General features: G+C 72.8%; 15 protein-coding genes. 10 read left to right on the top strand and 5 right to left on the bottom strand.

Annotation, left to right across the window (positions count from 1 at the left end):
• Positions 1 to 27: 27 nt before the first annotated feature.
• Both AB0J12_RS26315 and AB0J12_RS26310 read right to left on the bottom strand, forming a co-directional pair.
• Positions 28 to 810, bottom strand: a complete 783-nt coding sequence (locus AB0J12_RS26315) for an ABC transporter permease (protein WP_363266877.1) — start codon at positions 808 to 810, stop codon at positions 28 to 30.
• Positions 807 to 1,751: an ATP-binding cassette domain-containing protein gene (locus tag AB0J12_RS26310; protein WP_363266876.1), complete on the bottom strand. Its 945-nt coding sequence runs from the start codon at positions 1,749 to 1,751 to the stop codon at positions 807 to 809. The genes AB0J12_RS26315 and AB0J12_RS26310 overlap by 4 nt, the downstream gene beginning before the upstream one ends.
• Positions 1,752 to 1,814: 63 nt before the next feature.
• On the opposite strand from AB0J12_RS26310, the gene AB0J12_RS26305 reads away from it, so the two are divergent.
• Positions 1,815 to 2,528: a TetR/AcrR family transcriptional regulator gene (locus AB0J12_RS26305; protein WP_363266875.1), complete on the top strand. Its 714-nt coding sequence runs from the start codon at positions 1,815 to 1,817 to the stop codon at positions 2,526 to 2,528.
• Here AB0J12_RS26305 and AB0J12_RS26300 read toward each other — a convergent pair whose 3' ends face one another.
• Genes AB0J12_RS26300 through hmgA form a run of 3 tightly spaced genes read right to left on the bottom strand, consistent with a single transcriptional unit; the run spans position 2,529 to position 5,813 of the window.
• Positions 2,529 to 3,674, bottom strand: a complete 1,146-nt coding sequence (locus tag AB0J12_RS26300; RefSeq protein ID WP_363266874.1) for a type ISP restriction/modification enzyme — start codon at positions 3,672 to 3,674, stop codon at positions 2,529 to 2,531.
• Positions 3,675 to 3,686: 12 nt separating this feature from the next.
• Entirely contained in the window at positions 3,687 to 4,436 is a 750-nt protein-coding gene (locus tag AB0J12_RS26295; RefSeq protein ID WP_363266873.1) for a GntR family transcriptional regulator, read from the bottom strand.
• A 42-nt stretch (positions 4,437 to 4,478) separates the two neighbouring features.
• Positions 4,479 to 5,813 carry a homogentisate 1,2-dioxygenase gene (hmgA, locus tag AB0J12_RS26290; protein ID WP_363266872.1) on the bottom strand — a complete coding sequence of 445 codons (1,335 nt, stop codon included), beginning with the start codon at positions 5,811 to 5,813 and terminating at the stop codon, positions 4,479 to 4,481.
• A gap of 196 nt (positions 5,814 to 6,009) precedes the next feature.
• On the opposite strand from hmgA, the gene AB0J12_RS26285 reads away from it, so the two are divergent.
• The 9 genes from AB0J12_RS26285 to AB0J12_RS26245 all read left to right on the top strand — a co-directional run bounded on the left by AB0J12_RS26285 (position 6,010) and on the right by AB0J12_RS26245 (position 17,466).
• Positions 6,010 to 6,570, top strand: coding sequence for a hypothetical protein (locus AB0J12_RS26285; RefSeq protein ID WP_363266871.1), 561 nt, complete (start codon positions 6,010 to 6,012; stop codon positions 6,568 to 6,570).
• 94 nt (positions 6,571 to 6,664) lie between these two features.
• Positions 6,665 to 7,282 (top strand): TetR/AcrR family transcriptional regulator, encoded by a 618-nt coding sequence (locus tag AB0J12_RS26280; RefSeq protein ID WP_363266870.1) that lies wholly within the window; start codon positions 6,665 to 6,667, stop codon positions 7,280 to 7,282.
• 271 nt (positions 7,283 to 7,553) lie between these two features.
• On the top strand, positions 7,554 to 9,845 hold the full coding sequence (locus AB0J12_RS26275; protein ID WP_363266869.1) for a molybdopterin oxidoreductase family protein: 2,292 nt from the start codon (positions 7,554 to 7,556) through the stop codon (positions 9,843 to 9,845).
• A gap of 136 nt (positions 9,846 to 9,981) precedes the next feature.
• On the top strand, positions 9,982 to 11,397 hold the full coding sequence (locus AB0J12_RS26270) for a citrate:proton symporter (RefSeq protein WP_363266868.1): 1,416 nt from the start codon (positions 9,982 to 9,984) through the stop codon (positions 11,395 to 11,397).
• 21 nt (positions 11,398 to 11,418) lie between these two features.
• On the top strand, positions 11,419 to 12,666 hold the full coding sequence (locus tag AB0J12_RS26265) for an MFS transporter (RefSeq protein WP_363266867.1): 1,248 nt from the start codon (positions 11,419 to 11,421) through the stop codon (positions 12,664 to 12,666).
• A gap of 101 nt (positions 12,667 to 12,767) precedes the next feature.
• A complete protein-coding gene (locus AB0J12_RS26260) occupies positions 12,768 to 13,424 on the top strand; it encodes a hypothetical protein (protein WP_363266866.1) in 657 nt (218 codons plus the stop codon).
• Positions 13,411 to 14,214 carry a class F sortase gene (locus tag AB0J12_RS26255; RefSeq protein WP_363266865.1) on the top strand — a complete coding sequence of 268 codons (804 nt, stop codon included), beginning with the start codon at positions 13,411 to 13,413 and terminating at the stop codon, positions 14,212 to 14,214. The genes AB0J12_RS26260 and AB0J12_RS26255 overlap by 14 nt, the downstream gene beginning before the upstream one ends.
• A 244-nt stretch (positions 14,215 to 14,458) precedes the next feature.
• Positions 14,459 to 15,793, top strand: a complete 1,335-nt coding sequence (locus AB0J12_RS26250) for an ABC transporter ATP-binding protein (protein WP_363266864.1) — start codon at positions 14,459 to 14,461, stop codon at positions 15,791 to 15,793.
• A 284-nt stretch (positions 15,794 to 16,077) separates the two neighbouring features.
• On the top strand, positions 16,078 to 17,466 hold the full coding sequence (locus AB0J12_RS26245) for an aldehyde dehydrogenase family protein (RefSeq protein WP_363266863.1): 1,389 nt from the start codon (positions 16,078 to 16,080) through the stop codon (positions 17,464 to 17,466).
• The last annotated feature ends 3 nt before the right edge of the window (positions 17,467 to 17,469 follow it).

Below are 17,469 nucleotides of genomic sequence, written 5' to 3'. Positions count from 1 at the left end.
CGCCGCCCCTGCTTTGTCAGCAGTGATTCAGCTCTCCCCGCGCGCGTACCGGCGCACCGCGAGCGGGGCGAACAGCGCGAGCAGCACCGCGCACCAGGCCAGCGAGCCGGCCACCGGGTGCGCCACCGGCCAGGCAGCGCCCTCGGGCACGGGCGCGTTGCCGAACAGGTCCCGCAGGGCCGTCGTCACCGCGCTGATCGGGTTCCACTCGGCGAGCGTGCGCAACCAGCCGGGCATGCCGTCGACGGGAATGTAGGCATTGGACAGCAGCGGCAGCATGAAGGTCGCGCTGCCCAGCTGCCCGGCCGCCTCCTCGCTGCGGCTCAGCAGCCCGAGGAAGATGCCCGCCCAGGAACAGGCGAACCGGAAGAGCAGCAGCAGCCCGAGCGCGCCCGCCGCCTGCAGCGGCGAGCCCTCGATCCGCCACCCCACCAGCAGCCCGACCAGCAGGAAGGGCACCGTCCCGGCGGCCGTGACGGCGAGATCGGCGGCCGCCTGGCCGAGCGGTACGGCGGCCCGGCTCACCGGCAGGGTGCGCAGGCGGTCCGTCACGCCCCGGTGGACGTCCTGCGCGGCCTGGAACATGCCGGTCATCAGCCCGTTCGCGGCGGTTGCCACCAGCAGCCCCGGCACCAGGAAGGAGCGGTACTGCGCGCCGGGCATCGCCAGCGCGCTGCCGAAGACGTACCCGAAGAACAGCAGCATCGTGACCGGCATGGTCTGGGTGAGGACCAGCAGGCCCGGGTTGTTGCGCAGTCGGCGCAGCTGCCGGCCCACCATCGCGCTTCCGTCGTACACCAGTGCGGTCATGCCGCGGCCTCCGTCCGGTCGGTGAGCCTGAGGAACACGTCGTCGAGGGTGGGGGGCCGGATGCCCGCGTCGAGCAGCGGCACGCCGGCCGCGTCGAGTGCGCGCACCAGGCGGGGCAGGGTGAGGGTGGCGTCCCGGGTGACCGCCGCCACGGCCTGCCGGTCGTGGTCGAAGGACGGCTCGGCGCCGGTCAGCCCGTCGAGCACGGCAGCCGCCCGCATCAGCGCGTCCGGGTCCGCGACGACGACCTCGGCCTGGGCGCCGATCAGCGCCTTCAGTTCGGCCGGGCTGCCGGTGTGCGCGACCCGGCCGCGGTCGACCAGGGCGATGTCGTCGGCGAGCTGGTCGGCCTCCTCCAGGTACTGCGTCGTCAGCAGCACGCTCGTGCCCTGCCTCTTCAGCTCGCGCACGGCGTCCCAGATCCGGTTGCGGCTGGCCGGGTCCAGGCCCGTCGTGGGCTCGTCGAGGAACAGCACGTCAGGGCGGCACACGAGGCTCGCCGCGAGGTCCAGGCGGCGTCGCATGCCGCCCGAGTAGGTGGACGCCGGGCGGTCGGCGGCCTCGGCGAGCCCGAAGCGCTCCAGCAGCTCGCCGGCCCGCGCGGCCGGCCCGCGTACCCGGTGCAGCCGGGCGAACAGCCGCAGGTTCTCGCGCCCGGTCAGGTCCCCGTCGACCGACGCGTACTGCCCGGTGACGCCGATCCGGCGGCGCACCGCCTCCGCCTCGCGGACCAGGTCGTGCCCCGCGATCCGGGCGGAGCCGGCGTCGGGGCGCAGCAGCGTGGTCAGCAGCCGCACCGCCGTCGTCTTGCCCGCCCCGTTCGGCCCCAGCAGGCCGCACACCGTGCCCGCGGGCACCGCGAGATCGAGCCCGCGCAGGGCCCGCACCTCCCCGAAGCGCTTCTCCAGACCTTCACTGAGTACAGCGTACGTAGAAGTCATGGCATGACCATAGCGCACTACGTACGGTGTACGTAACTACGATGGGGAGCGAGGTGATGATCGATGGCGGGCCGAGCGGCCGTACCCGAAGTGATCTGGGCGCGCCCCGAGCGCACCGGACGCGGTCCCAGGCCGGCGTACACCCGGGCCGGCATCGCCGAGGCCGCGGTGCGCGTCGCCGACGCCGAGGGGCTGGACGCGGTGTCGATGCGGCGGGTCGCCGCCGAACTGGGCTGCGGCACCATGTCGCTCTACAACTACGTCCCCCGTAAGGAGGACCTGTACGAGCTGATGGTGGACGCGGTCAGCGCCGAGCACGAGCTGTGGGAGCCGAGCGGCGACTGGCGCGCCGACATGCTCCGGGTCGCCCACCAGACGCGCGCGCTGATGCACCGCCACCCCTGGGTGCCGCGCCTGATGTCGCCGGTCTACGGCTTCAGCCCGAACGCCCTGCGCTATCTGGAGCACTGCCTGGCCTGCCTGGACCCGCTGCCGGCGTCGTACGGCACCAAGATGGAGCTCATCGCCATGCTGAACGGCGTGGTGACGACCTACACGGCGAACGAACTGGCCACCGCGGAGCGCACCCGGGCCCTGCCCTGGTCCCCGGAGGAGGAGACCGCCGTACGGATCGCCTACCTGGGCGCCCAGGTGGCGAGCGGCGCGTACCCGCGGATGGCGGCCGCGTTCATGGAGGACGCCGGGCCGATCGACCTGGAGGCGGTGTTCGAGCGGGCGCTGGGGCGGGTGCTGGACGCGTTCGAGCCCCCCGACTAGTCAGAGCAGCGCGAACTGGCCCTCCGGGCCCTCCTCCTGGTGGTCCAGGACGGAGGCCGGGCGGCGCGCCGACGCCGGCACCGGCAGGACTCCCGCGGCGCGCAGCTCTGAGGCGGTCACGGCCGAGGAGATCTCCCAGTCCTCCCGCTGGGAGCGGACGTCCGCCAGGAGCGCGAGGACGGTGATCAGCTCCAGCAGCTCCGACGTCCACGCCTGCGGCCACGTCGCCGGGCGGATCGCGCCCAGGGTGCCGGGCTCGCTCTCCGCGACCCGCGCCGCGAACCACTGCTCCAGCACCCGGACGCCGTCCACCTCGTAGTCCCAGGCCGCCGTCGGCACCGGCGCGACACGGCCGTCCCCCAGGTGCAGGGCCTCCTCGTCGCGGTCGTAGTCCAGCGTGAGCGGACGGGACGGCAGCGGGGCGCGGACGTACGGGCGGCGGCCGCCGGGCAGCCTGGGCCGCTCACCGTCGCGCCGCATCAGCCACAGCGCCCGCCGGCCCAGCTCCACCCCGCGCGCCCACAGCCCGGGGTCGTCGGTGAGGGGGACGCTCCGGTCGGGCCGGACGGCCGTGAGCGTCCAGGCCAGGATGTCCGGCGCGGTGACCGGGTGGCCCAGGCGCCCGGCGAGATGGGCCGCCAGACCGGGCGCGAGGTTGGGTTCCGTGCCGCCCGGGCGGCGGTACAGCGGGCGCACCCGGGCGCCCCGCAGCAGCGGGAAGCACGACGTGGCCAGCAGCGCGTCCGGCAGCTCGGCCACGAACACCTGCCGCTCGTCCGCCACCCGCCACAGCTCCGGCCGGGCCGCGTCGATCAGCCGGTGGTCGGGGATCAGCCACTGCTCGTCGAACGGTGCGACCAGCGCCCGTACCGGCTCCGGGCACGGCCCCGACGCCCGCGCGAGTCTCTGCGTACCGGCCCGCTGCCCGGGCAGCTGCCCGACCGCCGAGTGCAGGGTGCGCGCCCGCGTCGGCCCGAACAGCGCCTCGCGGTCGGGGACGGCGGCCTTCAGCAGGGCGTCCCAGCGGGCCTTCAGGGACGCGGCGTCGGGGCCCGCCGGCCAGCTGCGCCCCAGTCGCGGCGGTGCGACGGACCACGGCATGAGGTCCGCCAGCAACGGAACGTCGTCGTACGTCACGCCGGGCATCGTACGACGCGCTCAGTGGGCCTCGAGGGTGACCGTGAAGGAGAAGCGGTCGCCGCGGTAGTGGATGACCACCACGTCCAGCACCCGCCCCTGCTGGTCGTAGGTGATGCCGGTGTAGTGCAGGATCGGGCTCAGCAGCGGCACCTGGAGCAGGCGGGACGTCTCCGGGTCGGCCAGCCGGGCTTCCACGGTGTCCGTGATCCGGCTGATGTCCACGCCCACGACGTCCCGCAGCACCTTCGTCATCGGCCAGCGGGTCAGGTCCTCGGGGTCGATGCGGGCGGCCAGTTCGGGCCGCACCCAGTTGCGGGCGTGGTTGGTCGGCTCACCCGTCTTCTCGTCGCTGCGCAGCCGGTGGTACGTCGCCGCCTCGGTCAGCTCCGGGAAGAAATCGGCGAGTTCGGCCGGCACGGGACCGTGGCCGTGCTCCAGCAGCTCGGTCACCATGCCGGACTGCTGGGCCACGATCGCGTCCACCGAGCCCAGCAGCCGCACCGGGGCGCCCCGCTGGGCGGCGGGCTCGATGAACGTGCCGCGCCGCCGGTGCCGGGTGATCAGCCCCTCCTCCTCCAGCTCCTTCAGCGCCTGCCGCATGGTCAGCACGCTGACGCCGTAGTGCCCGGCCAGCTGTTCCTCGGTGGGCAGGCGCAGCGGGTCCTGGGGCGAGCGGCCGAGTATCGAGGCACGCAGCGACTGCGACACCTGATACCACAGCGGCAGCTTGCGGTTCAGGACGACGGAATCCGGGGCGAAGGAGGTCACGGGGCCATCCGTACCGGTCGGGGCGGGGTCACTGCAACCGGATCACGAAGGTGTCCGGAAGTGACGCTCCAGGCCCTGCCAGACGTCGTCGTAGCGCTGCTGGAGGTGGTCCGCGCGGGCCGCGTGCGGGGTGAGCGTCACCGGCCAGCGGGTCTCGAACATGAACGCGAGGCCGTCGTCGAGCTTCTGCGGCTTCAGCTCGGCCGCACTCGCCTTTTCGAACGTGTCCCGGTCCGGCCCGTGCGCCGACATCATGTTGTGCAGCGAGCCACCGCCCGGAACGAAGCCCTCCGCCTTCGCGTCGTAGGCGCCCTCGATCAGGCCCATGTACTCGCTCATCACGTTCCGGTGGAAGTACGGCGGCCGGAACGTGTCCTCGCCGACCAGCCAGCGCGGCGCGAAGACGACGAAGTCGACACCGGCCAGCCCGGGAGTGTCGCTGGGGGAGGTCAGCACCGTGAAGATGGACGGGTCCGGGTGGTCGTAGGAGATCGTCCCGATGACGTTGAAACGGCGCAGGTCGTAGACGTACGGCACAAGGTTGCCGTGCCAGGCGACGACGTCCAGCGGCGAGTGGTCGTACGTCGCGTGCCACAGGTTGCCGCAGAACTTGTTCACCACCTCCACCGGCCCCTCGACGTCCTCGTACGCGGCGGCCGGCGCCTGGAAGTCCCGGGCGTTGGCCAGGCCGTTGGCGCCGATCGGGCCGAGGTCGGGCAGGCGGAAGGGCGCGCCGTAGTTCTCGCAGACGTAACCGCGGGCGGCCGGCCCGCCATCGGGCACAGCGTCGAGGAGCTCGACACGGAAGCGCACCCCGCGCGGGATCAGCGCCACATGGCCGGGCTCCGCGTGCAGCATGCCGAACTCCGTGTGCAGCAGCAGCCCGCCGCGCTCCGGCACGATCAGCAGCTCACCGTCCGCGTTGCTGAAGACGCGGTTCATGGAGGCGTTGGCGTGGTACAGGTGCACGGCCATGCCGGTGCGCTGGGTGGCGTCGCCGTTGCCGCCGAGCGTCCACAGGCCGGCCAGGAAGTCCGTCTCGGGCCCCGGCTCGGGCAGCGGGTTCCAGCGCAGCCGGTTCGGGTCGGGCGCGGTCTGCGTGAACGGGGCCGTGCGCAGCGCGCCGTTTCCGGTACGGGTGAACGCCGGGTGGGCGGCCGAGGGGTGGATGCGGTACAGCCACGAGCGGCGGTTGTGCGCCCTCGGCTCGGTGAACGCCGTCCCGCTCAGCTGCTCCGCGTACAGCCCGAGGGGGGCGCGCTGGGGCGAGTTGCGGCCGACGGGCAGGGCGCCCGGAACGGCCTCCGAGCTGTGCTCGTTGCCGAATCCCGACAGGTAGGTCAGCCCCTCGGCAATCTTGCGCGCGTCCCCGCTCATGCACATCGCTCCCTTGCGCTGTTCTTGTGTGCGCTGCTCTTGCATCGTCGGATTCCGGCGACCGGAATCCTATGTATTACCGTAGGATTGCGGTTTCGCGGGCGCAAGAGGGATACCGGCCCTACCGGAGGACTACGGCCGGAACCCGACCTCAGGGGGATCCGGCGGGCCGGACGGCTGTTCTACGCTCCCGGACATGGCATGGAGGCGTGGGCTTCTCGCCGCGCTCGTGGTCACTGTCCTGCTGTTTCTCGCATCGGCGGGCTGCGGCTCGGGCGAGGCTCGGAGCCGGGAGAAACAGGGCACGGGGGACACCACCCGGCCGGTGGGCAAGGTCCTCGACGACACGGACGAGGAGGGGCGGCACTATCGCGAGATCGGCGCAAAACACGCCCCCGAGGTGGGCGTCGAGGTGCAGCCCCGCACCGGCGGCACGTGGGACGTACGGCTGATACTGCGCCGCTTCCGCCTCTCGCCGGCCGGTACGAGGGCCGAGGCGATGGCCGGGCGCGGCACGGCCCGCCTGTCCGTGGACGGCCACCGGGTCGCCGATCTGCGCACGCCCACGTACCGCCTGCCGGCCCACCTGGTCCCGCACGGCCTGCACCACGTCACGGTCCGCCTCTACGCCGACGACGGCACGGTCTGGGCGGTCGACGGCAAGGCGGTGCAGAGCACGGCGGACATCACGGCGTCGGGAGGTGCCCCGGGTCCCCTGGTGCGGGGCGCGGTGCCGGCAGGCGCGGTGCGGCGGTGAGACGCGACGGGTTCCGGCGTCCCACGATGAGCGGTGGCGGCGCTTCCGTGCGTACCGGGGGGCGAGGTTCACCGGACCCCGGCGGAAAGGCATCATGATGCCCGTGCCCGACGCGACATCCCTTCGCCGTGCGCCCGTCCAGCGGCGCAGTGCCGAACGGCTGACCAGGATCCTCGACGCATGCGCCGACCTGCTCGACGAGGTCGGCTACGACGCCCTGAGCACCCGTGCGGTCGCGCTGCGCGCCGGCGTGCCCATCGGCTCGGTCTACCGGTTCTTCGGCAACAAACGGCAGATGGCCGACGCGCTCGCGCAGCGCAACCTCGACCGCTACACCGAGCGGGCCGTCGAGCGGCTCAAGGGCGTCGCCCGGGGCGACTGGCGCGCGGCGACGGACGCGGTGCTGGACGAGTACCTGGCCATGAAGCGCACGGCACCCGGCTTCTCCCTCGTCGACTTCGGCAATCAGATACCCATCGGCACCGCGCACGCCGAGCCCAACCTGCGGGTCGCCGGCCGGCTGACGGACCTGCTGGCGGGCTTCCTGGGCCGCGAACCGGACGAGTCACTGCGCCGCACTTTCCTGGTGGCCGTGGAGACAGCCGACGCGCTGGTCCACCTGGCGTTCCGGATGAACCCTCAGGGCGATGAGGGAATCATCACGGAAACCCGGGAACTGCTGCGGGCGTACCTGGGGCGGGTCCTGGACTGAGCGGCGGTGTGCCCCGGCCCACGGACGACCGCGGGCGCTGCCGCAACCGGCCACCGGACAGCGGGCCGCCGCAGGCGCATAAGGGGCGCGGGGAACTGCGCGAGCAACCACGACGAAACCCGCAGACGAAGAACAGGCCCCCCGAGAAGTCCCCCACCGCACCCCTCCCCTTCGGGCATACCGCTCGGTATGCTCGGCCGCGTCCGCGCGTCAGCGATGACGCCGTAACGTCGCGACGCCGTGCCGCCGCGCCGCACCCCGTGGAGGACCCGTGCCCCGCACCGCCCTGCGAATCTGCCCCCTGTGCGAGGCCACCTGCGGGCTGACCCTGACCATCGAGGGCACCCAGGTCACCGGCGCCCGCGGCGACCGCGACGACGTGTTCAGCAAGGGGTTCATCTGCCCCAAGGGCGCCTCCTTCGGTGCCGTGGACTCCGACCCCGACCGGCTGCGCACCCCGCTGGTCCGCCGGGACGGCGAACTGCGGGAAGCCACCTGGCAGGAAGCCTTCGACGCCGTCGCCGCGGGCTTCCGGCCCGTCGTCGAGCGGCACGGACCGAACGCCGTCGGCGTCGTCCTCGGCAACCCCAACGTGCACACCATGGCCGGCGGCCTCTACCCGCCGGTCCTGATCGCCGCCGTCGGCACCCGCAGCCTGTTCACCGCGTCCACCGTCGACCAGATGCCCAAGCACGTCTCCAGCGGCCTCCTCTACGGCGACGCCAACCTGATCCCCGTCCCCGACCTGGACCGCACCGACCACCTCCTGCTCCTCGGCGCCAACCCGCTGGAGTCCAACGGCAGTCTGTGCACCGCCCCCGACTTCCCCGGCCGGCTCAAGGCCCTCAAGGCCCGCGGCGGAACGCTCACGGTGATCGACCCGCGCCGCACCCGCACCGCCCGGCTCGCCGACCGGCACCTCGCCATCCGCCCCGGCACCGACGCCCTGCTGCTCGCGGCGATGGCCCACGTCCTCTTCGAGGAAGGGCTCGTGCAGCTCGGCGAGTTGACCGCCCACCTCCAGGGCGTCGAGGAACTCAGGGACGCGACAAGGGACTTCACACCGGAAGCCGCGGCCGCCGCCTGCGACATCGACGCCGGCGTCATCCGCACCCTGGCCCGCGAACTGGCCGCGGCCGAGTCCGCCGCCGTCTACGGCCGCATCGGCAGCTGCACCGTCCCGTTCGGCACGCTCGGCAGCTGGCTCGTCGACGTCCTCAACATCCTCACCGGTAACCTCGACCGCCCCGGCGGTGCCCTCTTCCCGCAGGCCGCCACCGACAAGGCGCCCCGACCGGCCGGTCCCGGCCGCGGCTTCGAGCTGGGCCGCTGGCACTCCCGCGTCAGCAAGTACCCGGAAGCCAAGGGCGAGTTGCCACTGTCCGCGCTGGCCGAGGAGATCGACACCGCGACCGAGGACGGCGCACCCGTCCGCGCGCTGATCGCGATCGCCGCCAACCCGGTCCTGTCCGCCCCCGACGGCGACCGTCTCGACAAGGCCCTGGCCTCGCTGGACTTCATGATCAGCGTCGACCCGTACCTCAACGAGACCTCGCGCCATGCCGACGTCGTCCTGCCGCCACCCCCGCCCGCGCAGAGCCCGCACCACGACTTCGCCTTCAACACCCTCGCCGTGCGCAACCAGGTCCGTTACACCCGTCCCGCCGTCCCGCTGGAGCAGGACCGGATGGCCGAGACCGAGATCCTCGCCCGGCTGATCCTGGCCGCGAGCGATTGGGGTCTCCCCAGCTCGAGCGAAGCCGAGAGCTCGGGGAAGCACGGCGCCGAGCCCTCCGCGGTGGACGCGATGGTGATCGACCAGACCCTCACCAAGGCGGTCCGCGACCCGCACTCGCCCGTGCACGGCCGCGACCCGAAGGAACTGGCCGCACTGCTCACCGGCGACAACGGTCCCGAGCGCCGGCTCGACCTGATGCTGCGCCTCGGCCCCTACGGCGACGGCTTCGGCGCACAGCCCGAGGGGCTGACGCTGGAGAAGCTGCTCGCCCACCCGCACGGCATCGATCTCGGCCCGCTGCGGCCCCGCCTGCCGCAGCCGCTGAAGACGGTCAGCGGCAAGGTCGAGTTGCTGCCCGCGCCGATCGCCGGCGACCTGCCCCGGCTCCGGGCGGCCCTGCGCGAGCGGGCCACCGGGCTGGTCCTGGTCGGCCGGCGCCATCTGCGGTCCAACAACAGCTGGATGCACAACATCGCGGCCCTGACCGGCGGCTCCAACCGCTGCACCCTGCACCTGAACCCCGAGGACGCCGAACGCCTGGGAGTGCGGGACGGAGCGGCGGTACGCATCAAGGGCGCCGGGGGAGAGGTCACCGCGCCCGCCGAAGTCACCGACGCGGTCCGCCCCGGCGTCGTCAGCCTGCCGCACGGCTGGGGACACGACCGCCCCGGCACCCGGCAGAGCCACGCCGCCGCCGACCCGGGCGCCAACGTCAACCAGCTCCTCGACGGCAGCCTGCTCGACCCGCTGTCCGGCAACGCGGTCCTCAACGGCGTGCCCGTCGAGGTGTCCGCCGTGACCGAAAAGCTCACCCAGCTGACCTGAGCAAAGCTGTGACCTGGAGTTTTGCGCTTATTGCTCGCGTGTCAACGTCTTGTTAACGCTGTTTGACGCGACCTAACGTCGTCCGCACCGCCGGCCCCTGGTGGGATGTTCAAGGGCGAACGTTAGGTATCCACTCATGCTGACCATCCTCGGCTTCGCCATGATCGCGACCTTCCTGGTCCTGATCATGCTGAAGAAGATGTCGCCGATCGCGGCGCTCGTGCTCATACCGGCACTGTTCTGTGTCTTCGTGGGCAAGGGCGCCAAGCTCGGCGACTACGTCATCGACGGAGTCACCGGCCTCGCCCCCACCGCGGCGATGCTGATGTTCGCGATCGTCTACTTCGGTGTGATGATCGACGTCGGGCTCTTCGACCCGATCGTGCGCGGGATTCTCAAGTTCTGCAAAGCAGACCCGCTGCGGATCGTCGTGGGCACCGCCGTGCTCGCCGCGATCGTGTCGCTGGACGGCGACGGCTCGACCACCTTCATGATCACCGTCTCGGCGATGTACCCGCTGTACAAGCGCCTGAAGATGAGCCTGGTCGTGATGACCGGCGTGGCCGCCATGGCCAACGGCGTGATGAACACGCTGCCGTGGGGCGGCCCCACCGCCCGCGCGGCGACCGCGCTGAAGCTCGACGCCAGTGACATCTTCGTACCGATGATCCCGGCCTTGGCCATGGGCCTGCTGTTCGTCTTCGCCCTCGCCTACGTCCTCGGCCGCCGCGAGCGCAAGCGGCTCGGCGTGCTGACGCTGGACGAGGTGCTCGTCGAGGAGCCCGCCGAGCCGGAGACGGTCCTCGTGGGCGCGGGCACCGGCACCGGCAAGGGCACCAAGGGCACCAAGGCCGTCACCGGTGGCTCGGGTGGCGGCGCGGACCTTCCCGAGGAGTCCGAGGACGACGGCTTCCAGGGCCTCGACCCGCACCGCGCCACCCTGCGCCCCAAGCTGTACTGGTTCAACGCGCTCCTCACGGTCGCGCTGCTCACCGCCATGATCATGGAGTTGCTGCCGATCCCGGTGCTGTTCCTGCTCGGCGCCGCGCTCGCGCTGACCGTCAACTTCCCGCACATGCCGGATCAGAAGGCCCGGATCGGCGCGCACGCCGAGAACGTCCTCAACGTCTCCGGCATGGTCTTCGCCGCCGCCGTGTTCACCGGCGTCCTGCAGGGCACCGGCATGGTCGACCACATGGCCAAGTGGCTGGTGCACAACATCCCCGACGGCATGGGCCCGCACATGGCCTTCGTCACCGGCCTGTTGAGCATCCCGCTGACGTACTTCATGTCCAACGACGGCTTCTACTTCGGCATCCTGCCGGTCCTCGCCGAGGCGGGCCAGGCGCACGGGGTCTCCGCGGTGGAGGTCGCCCGCGCCTCGATCATCGGCCAGCCGCTGCACATGTCCAGCCCGCTCGTCCCGGCCGTCTACGTCCTGGTCGGCATGGCCAAGGTCGAGTTCGGCGACCACACCCGGTTCGTCGTGAAGTGGGCCGCGCTGACCTCGCTGGTGGTGCTCGGCGCGGCCGTCCTGTTCGGCATCATCTGACCCCTCACGGAGGAAGAACCCATGGCGCCCGGTGGGAACCGCGGCTGGCTGCTCCGCCTCGTCATCGCCTTCGGCTTCGCGCAGGGGGCGGTGTCGATGGCCCGGCCCGCCGTCTCCTACCGGGCCCTCGCGCTGGGCGCCGACGAGCGGGCGGTCGGCGTCATCGCGGGTGTGTACGCGCTGCTGCCGCTCTTCGCCGCCGTACCGCTCGGCCGCCGCACCGACCACGGCCGGTGCGCACCGCTGCTGCCGGCCGGCGTGGTCCTGATCGCCGGCGGCTGCGCGCTCAGCGGGCTCGCCGGGTCGCTGTGGGCGATGGCGGTGTGGAGCGGGGTGATGGGCCTCGGCCACCTCTGCTTCGTCATCGGCGCCCAGTCGCTCGTCGCCCGCCAGTCCGCCCCGCACGAACAGGACCGCAACTTCGGCCACTTCACCATCGGGGCCTCCCTCGGCCAGCTCGTCGGCCCGGTCGCCGCCGGCGCCCTGATCGGCGGCGCGGACATGGCCGGCAGCAGCGCCCGCGCGCTGCTCGCCGCGGGCGCGGGCGCGGCGGCCGCGTTCACGTCGTTGTGGCGCATCGAGCACGGGCGTACGGCGCCCACGTCCCGTACCGAGCGGGGGGAACCGGTGCCGGTGCGGGGCATCCTGCGCACGCGGGGCGTTCCGGCGGGCATCCTCGTCAGCCTCGCGGTGCTGTCCGCGACCGACGTCCTCACCGCCTACCTCCCGGTGGTGGGCGAGCACCGCGGCATCGCGCCGAGCGTCATCGGTGTCCTGCTCTCGCTGCGGGCGGCGGCCACCATCGCCTGCCGTCTGGTGCTCACACCGCTGCTGCGGCTGCTCGGCCGCACGCTGCTGCTGACGGTGACCTGTCTGTCGGCGGGCGTGCTGTGCGCCGGGATCGCGCTGCCGCTGCCGGTGTGGGCGCTCGGCGTGACGCTCGTCGTGCTCGGGTTCTGCCTCGGGGTGGGGCAGCCGCTGTCCATGACGACCGTCGTGCAGGCGGCGCCCGACGACGCGCGCTCCACCGCGCTCGCCCTGCGGCTGACGGGCAACCGGCTGGGCCAGGTGGCCGCGCCCGCCGCGGCGGGCCTGGTCGCCGGGGTCGCCGGAGTGGCGGCGCCGTTCGTGATGCTCGGGGCGTTGCTGCTGGTGTCGGCGGGGGTCGCGCTGCGGGCCCCGGGCGGCGGTACCCGGTCCGACGGTAGCGGGGAGACCTCGGCGAAGGTGCGCAAGCGGTCCCGGCTGCGCCGCACGAGCGATATCTGACGACGCGCCGGGCGCATTCCCGTGATCTGTCGGCCGCGTGTCGCAGAGTCCAGGACGAAAGAGCGATTTGTATGAAAATCGTCCTGACTCGGAGGAACCGTATGCCCACCCTGACACTTCCACGTCCCTTCGGCTCCCGCGCTGGCGCCGCCGTCGTCCTCACCGCCCTCGCGGCGTCCGGCGCGTCATGGGTCGCGGCGCCGGCCGCAGTGGCTCAGGGCGAGAACGGCGACATCCGGATCCACAGCGAGCGCGTGCCGTACGGCGTCTCCAAGGAAGACCCCGTGGTCTGCAAGTTCTACCTGGACGCGGTGAACTTCGACGGGCTGCCGACCGTGGCCTACACCATCGAGGCGCAGCCCCCGCTGCCCACCGCCGCCACCACCACCGGCACCATCCCGCTGGCCGGCGGCGCCGGGCACACCGACGTGCTCGGGCTGGCCGACGGCCAGTACAGGCTCACCTGGATCATCGCCGGGACGCCCAAGGAGAAGATCTTCCGCGTCAGGTGCCCCGAGAAGGGCAACCGGGGGCACGGCCCCGGCCAGATCGAGGACCGCGAGCAGCGCGGTGACGCTGCCTGGGGCGGCCACGACCAGAACGGGCCGCGCGGCGGCGTGCACGCGGGCGGCGGCGGGCTCGTCGACACCGCGGCCGCCTACACGCCGGTGACCGCGGCGGCGGGCGTCGGTGTGGTCGCCGTCGGTGCCGCGGTGTACTTCCGGATGATGCGCCGGCGCAACCATGGTGCCGCCTAGGCGCAGACGCAGGCCGTGGTACCGGACTCGTGCCTACCGCCTCACCAGGACGGCCGTACTGACGGTCGTCCTGGTGACGGTGGGGGTCCAGTGCTCGGGACACGACCACCCGGCCGCCCCGGCGCAGGCCGGCGCGCCGGGCACGGCGGCGGTCGCGGGCGCGCCGCCCGGTGGCGCCGGTGCACCGGACGCGCGCGACGGCGCCGGGACGGCCCCGCCCCGCAGTAGTCCGCCGGCGGTCCGCCCCAGCGGCAGCCCCACGGCGGTCCGTCCCCGGCCCAGTCCCAAGGTGGCCCGCGTCCGGGCCCGCCCCACACCCCCGACCGGCCCGCTGCCCCGGTCCCGGCCCACCATGTTCCGCGTCCCGTCGCTCGGGATCGACGCACCGGTCACCGGACTGCGGCTGGACGGGGACCGGGAACTGCAGACGCCCCCGGTCGACCGGCCCAAACTCGTCGGCTGGTACCAGGGCGGGCCCACGCCCGGTGAGCCGGGCACCGCGATCGCCGTCGGGCACCGCGACACCACCAAGGGCCCCGCCGTCTTCGCCGGGCTCGCCCTGGTCAAGCCCGGCAGGACCATCGAGGTGCGGCGCGCGGACGGCCGTACCGCCGTCTACACCGTGGACCGGGTGCGGGTGTTCGACAAGTCCGGCTTCCCGGACAAGGAGGTGTACGGCCCGTCCCGGCGCCCGGAGCTGCGCGTGATCACCTGCGGGGGCCTGTTCAGCCGGCGCACCGGGTACACCGGCAACGTGGTCGTCTTCGCCCATCTGACCGGCGTCAAGTGACCTGCGGTGACGGCGTCCCACCCGTGCCGCGGGTCGGCCGGTGCCGGAACCCGGGCCCCCGGCGAACCTGAATGCTCCCGTCCGCTTTCTCATCTGCTGGACGGGAGCGCGTCATGCCGCCCGGTGTCTTCCCTCGGCCGAGTGCGTTCCGTTAACTTCCGTGACTCACACGCCCCGTGCATCCCGGACGGGGCGTCCGACCACGGAGCACCTGCGCCCCCGTCTGGCCTCAGGGACGACACTCATGACACGCGCCATCTCCCTGCACGACATCAGCAAGGTCTACGCCAAAGGCGCCCGCGTGGTGGACCGGCTCACGCTGGACATCGCGCCCGGCGAGTTCCTCGTCCTGCTCGGCCCCTCCGGATGCGGCAAGTCCACCGTGCTGCGCATGATCGCCGGCCTGGAGGAGATCACCGACGGCACGCTGCTGCTCGACGGGGAGTGGGCCAACGACCTGCCGCCGTCCGCCCGGGACATCGCGATGGTGTTCCAGAACTTCGCCCTGTACCCGAGCATGACCAGCCGTGACAACATCGGCTTCCCGCTGCGCATCGAGTCCCCCGGCGCCGACCCGAGCTCCCGGGTGGACGCCACCGCCCGGATGCTCGGCATCGAGGAACTCCTCGACCGCTTCCCCGCCCAGCTCTCCGGCGGCGAACGCCAGCGCGTCGCGATGGGCCGGGCCATCGCCCGCCACCCGTCGGCGTTCCTCATGGACGAACCGCTGTCCAACCTCGACGCCAAGCTCCGCAACCACCTGCGCGCCGAGATCTCCACGCTCACCCGTGAACTGGGCGTCACCACGGTGTACGTCACCCACGACCAGGGCGAGGCCATGTCCCTCGGCGACCGGGTCGCCGTCCTGCGCGGCGGTGTGCTCCAGCAGGTCGGCAGCCCGCGCGACGTGTACGCCCTGCCGCGCAACATCTTCGTCGCCGCGTTCATCGGCACCCCGCGCATCAATCTGCTGCGCGGTCTGGTGCGCGCCCCCCTCGACGGCGCGATGACGATCAGCCTGGGCAAGCAGTTCCTGCGGCTGCCAGAACCGCTGTCCCTGGACCACCAGTTGCTCCGTGTCCAGCAGGGCCGCGAGGTCATCGTGGGCCTGCGTTCGGAGGCCGTGCGCATCGCCAAGCACAGCACAGCCCGGCCCGGGGAGGTGCCGCTCACCGGGCTCGTGGAGCACGTCGAGTTCCAGGGCCACGAGAGCCTGGTCCACTTCAACACCGGCTCCCGCCCCGCCGTCGTACCTGAACTGGAGGCCCCGCGCCCGGCGTCGCGTCCGGCGCGGCGGCGCCGGCGTGAGGGGTCCGTCCTGGAGCGGCTGCGCGAGCGGGCGGGGGCGCTGCGGGCCGGGCCGGTCGTGGTCCTGGACCACCCGGCCGAGCCCGAGACCGACCCGGCGCCGACCGCCCGCGTCCCCGGCGACCTGGTCGTCCGCACCACGCCCGACCTGCGGCTGCGCCACGGCATGCAGGTCCCGCTCCTGGTCGACCTGGCCCACCTCTTCGTCTTCGACCAGCACGGCGAACGCATCTGCCCGTCCCCCTCCCACCTCCCGGACCTCGACGAGTAGGGAACCGTCCAGTACGACGAGCTCAGGCAGCCCGCACCCCCGCCCCGGCCCCGACTCACAACCCGCCAGTAGGCGCGACGCACGCCACGACGCACCGCAACGGGCCGCCGCAGGCACAAAGGGGCGCGGGGAACGGCGCGACCAGCCACAGCGAAACCCGCACGGGCCGCCGCAGGCACTCACGCCAACCCCCACGGCGTGATGTCATGAGGCGGCGTCTGGCGCAGTAAAACTATCGCCGCTAGTTTGTGTGTCGGACGACGAGACCCGCGCGGAGGAACACGATGAAGGCACACGACGGCATGTACCTCGACGGCGCCTGGCGCCCCGCCGCCGGCGACGGCGTGATCCAGGTGGTGAATCCGGCCGACGAGCAGGTCATCGCACAGGTCCCGGCCGGCGACGCCGCGGACGTGGACAACGCCGTACGAGCGGCCCGCGCCGCCCTGCCGGCCTGGGCCGCCACCCCGCCCGCCGAGCGCGCCGCACGCCTGGCCGCCCTGCGGGACGCGCTCGCCGCGCGCAAGGACGAGATCGCCGAGACGGTCACCGCCGAACTCGGCTCCCCGCTGCCCTTCTCGCAGAACGTGCACGCGGCCGTGCCGATCGCCGTCGCCGGTTCCTACGCGGAGCTGGCCGCGACGTACCCCTTCGAGGAGAAGGCCGGCACCTCCACCGTGTACCACGAGCCGATCGGCGTCGTCGGCGCGATCACACCGTGGAACTACCCGCTGCACCAGATCGTCGCCAAGGTCGCCCCGGCCCTCGCCGCCGGCTGCACGGTCGTCCTCAAGCCCGCCGAGGACACCCCGCTGACCGCCAGGCTGTTCGCCGAGGCGGTGCACGAGGCGGGACTCCCGGCCGGTGTGTTCAACCTGGTCACCGGCCTCGGCCCGGTCGCCGGCCAGGCCCTCGCCGAGCACCCCGGCGTCGACATGGTCTCCTTCACCGGCTCCACCGCCGTCGGCCGCCGTATCGGCGCGCTGGCCGGTGCCGCGATCAAGAAGGTCGCCCTGGAGCTGGGCGGCAAGTCCGCCAACGTCGTCCTGCCCTCCGCCGACCTCGCCAAGGCCGTCAACGTCGGGGTGGCCAACGTGATGTCCAACTCCGGGCAGACGTGCAGCGCCTGGACGCGCATGCTGGTCCACCGCGACCAGTACGACGAGGCCGTCGCGCTCGCCGCGGCCGCCGCCGTGAAGTACGGCGACCGCATCGGGCCGCTCGTCAACGCCAAGCAGCAGGAGCGGGTGCTCGGCTACATCGAGAAGGGCATCGCCGAGGGCGCCCGGCTCGTCGCCGGCTGTCCCGAATCGCCGCGCGAGCGCGGCTACTTCGTCAGCCCGACCGTCTTCGCCGACGTCACCCCCGACATGACGATCGCGCAGGAGGAGATCTTCGGCCCGGTCCTGTCGATCCTGCGCTACGACGACGAGGACGACGCCCTGCGCATCGCCAACGGCACGGTCTACGGCCTGGCCGGCGCGGTGTGGGCGGGCGACGAGGCGGAGGCGGTGGCCTTCGCCCGCCGCATGGACACCGGCCAGGTCGACATCAACGGCGGCCGCTTCAATCCCCTCGCCCCCTTCGGTGGCTACAAGCAGTCCGGCGTCGGCCGCGAGCTGGGTGCCCACGGCCTCACCGAGTACCTCCAGACCAAGTCCCTGCAGTTCTAGGAG

This window comes from Streptomyces sp. NPDC049915, from assembly GCF_040656475.1.
In the GTDB taxonomy this organism is placed as follows: domain Bacteria; phylum Actinomycetota; class Actinomycetes; order Streptomycetales; family Streptomycetaceae; genus Streptomyces.
The sequence above is the reverse complement of the archived record's forward strand: the minus strand, read 5'-3'. Positions and strand labels throughout refer to the sequence as shown.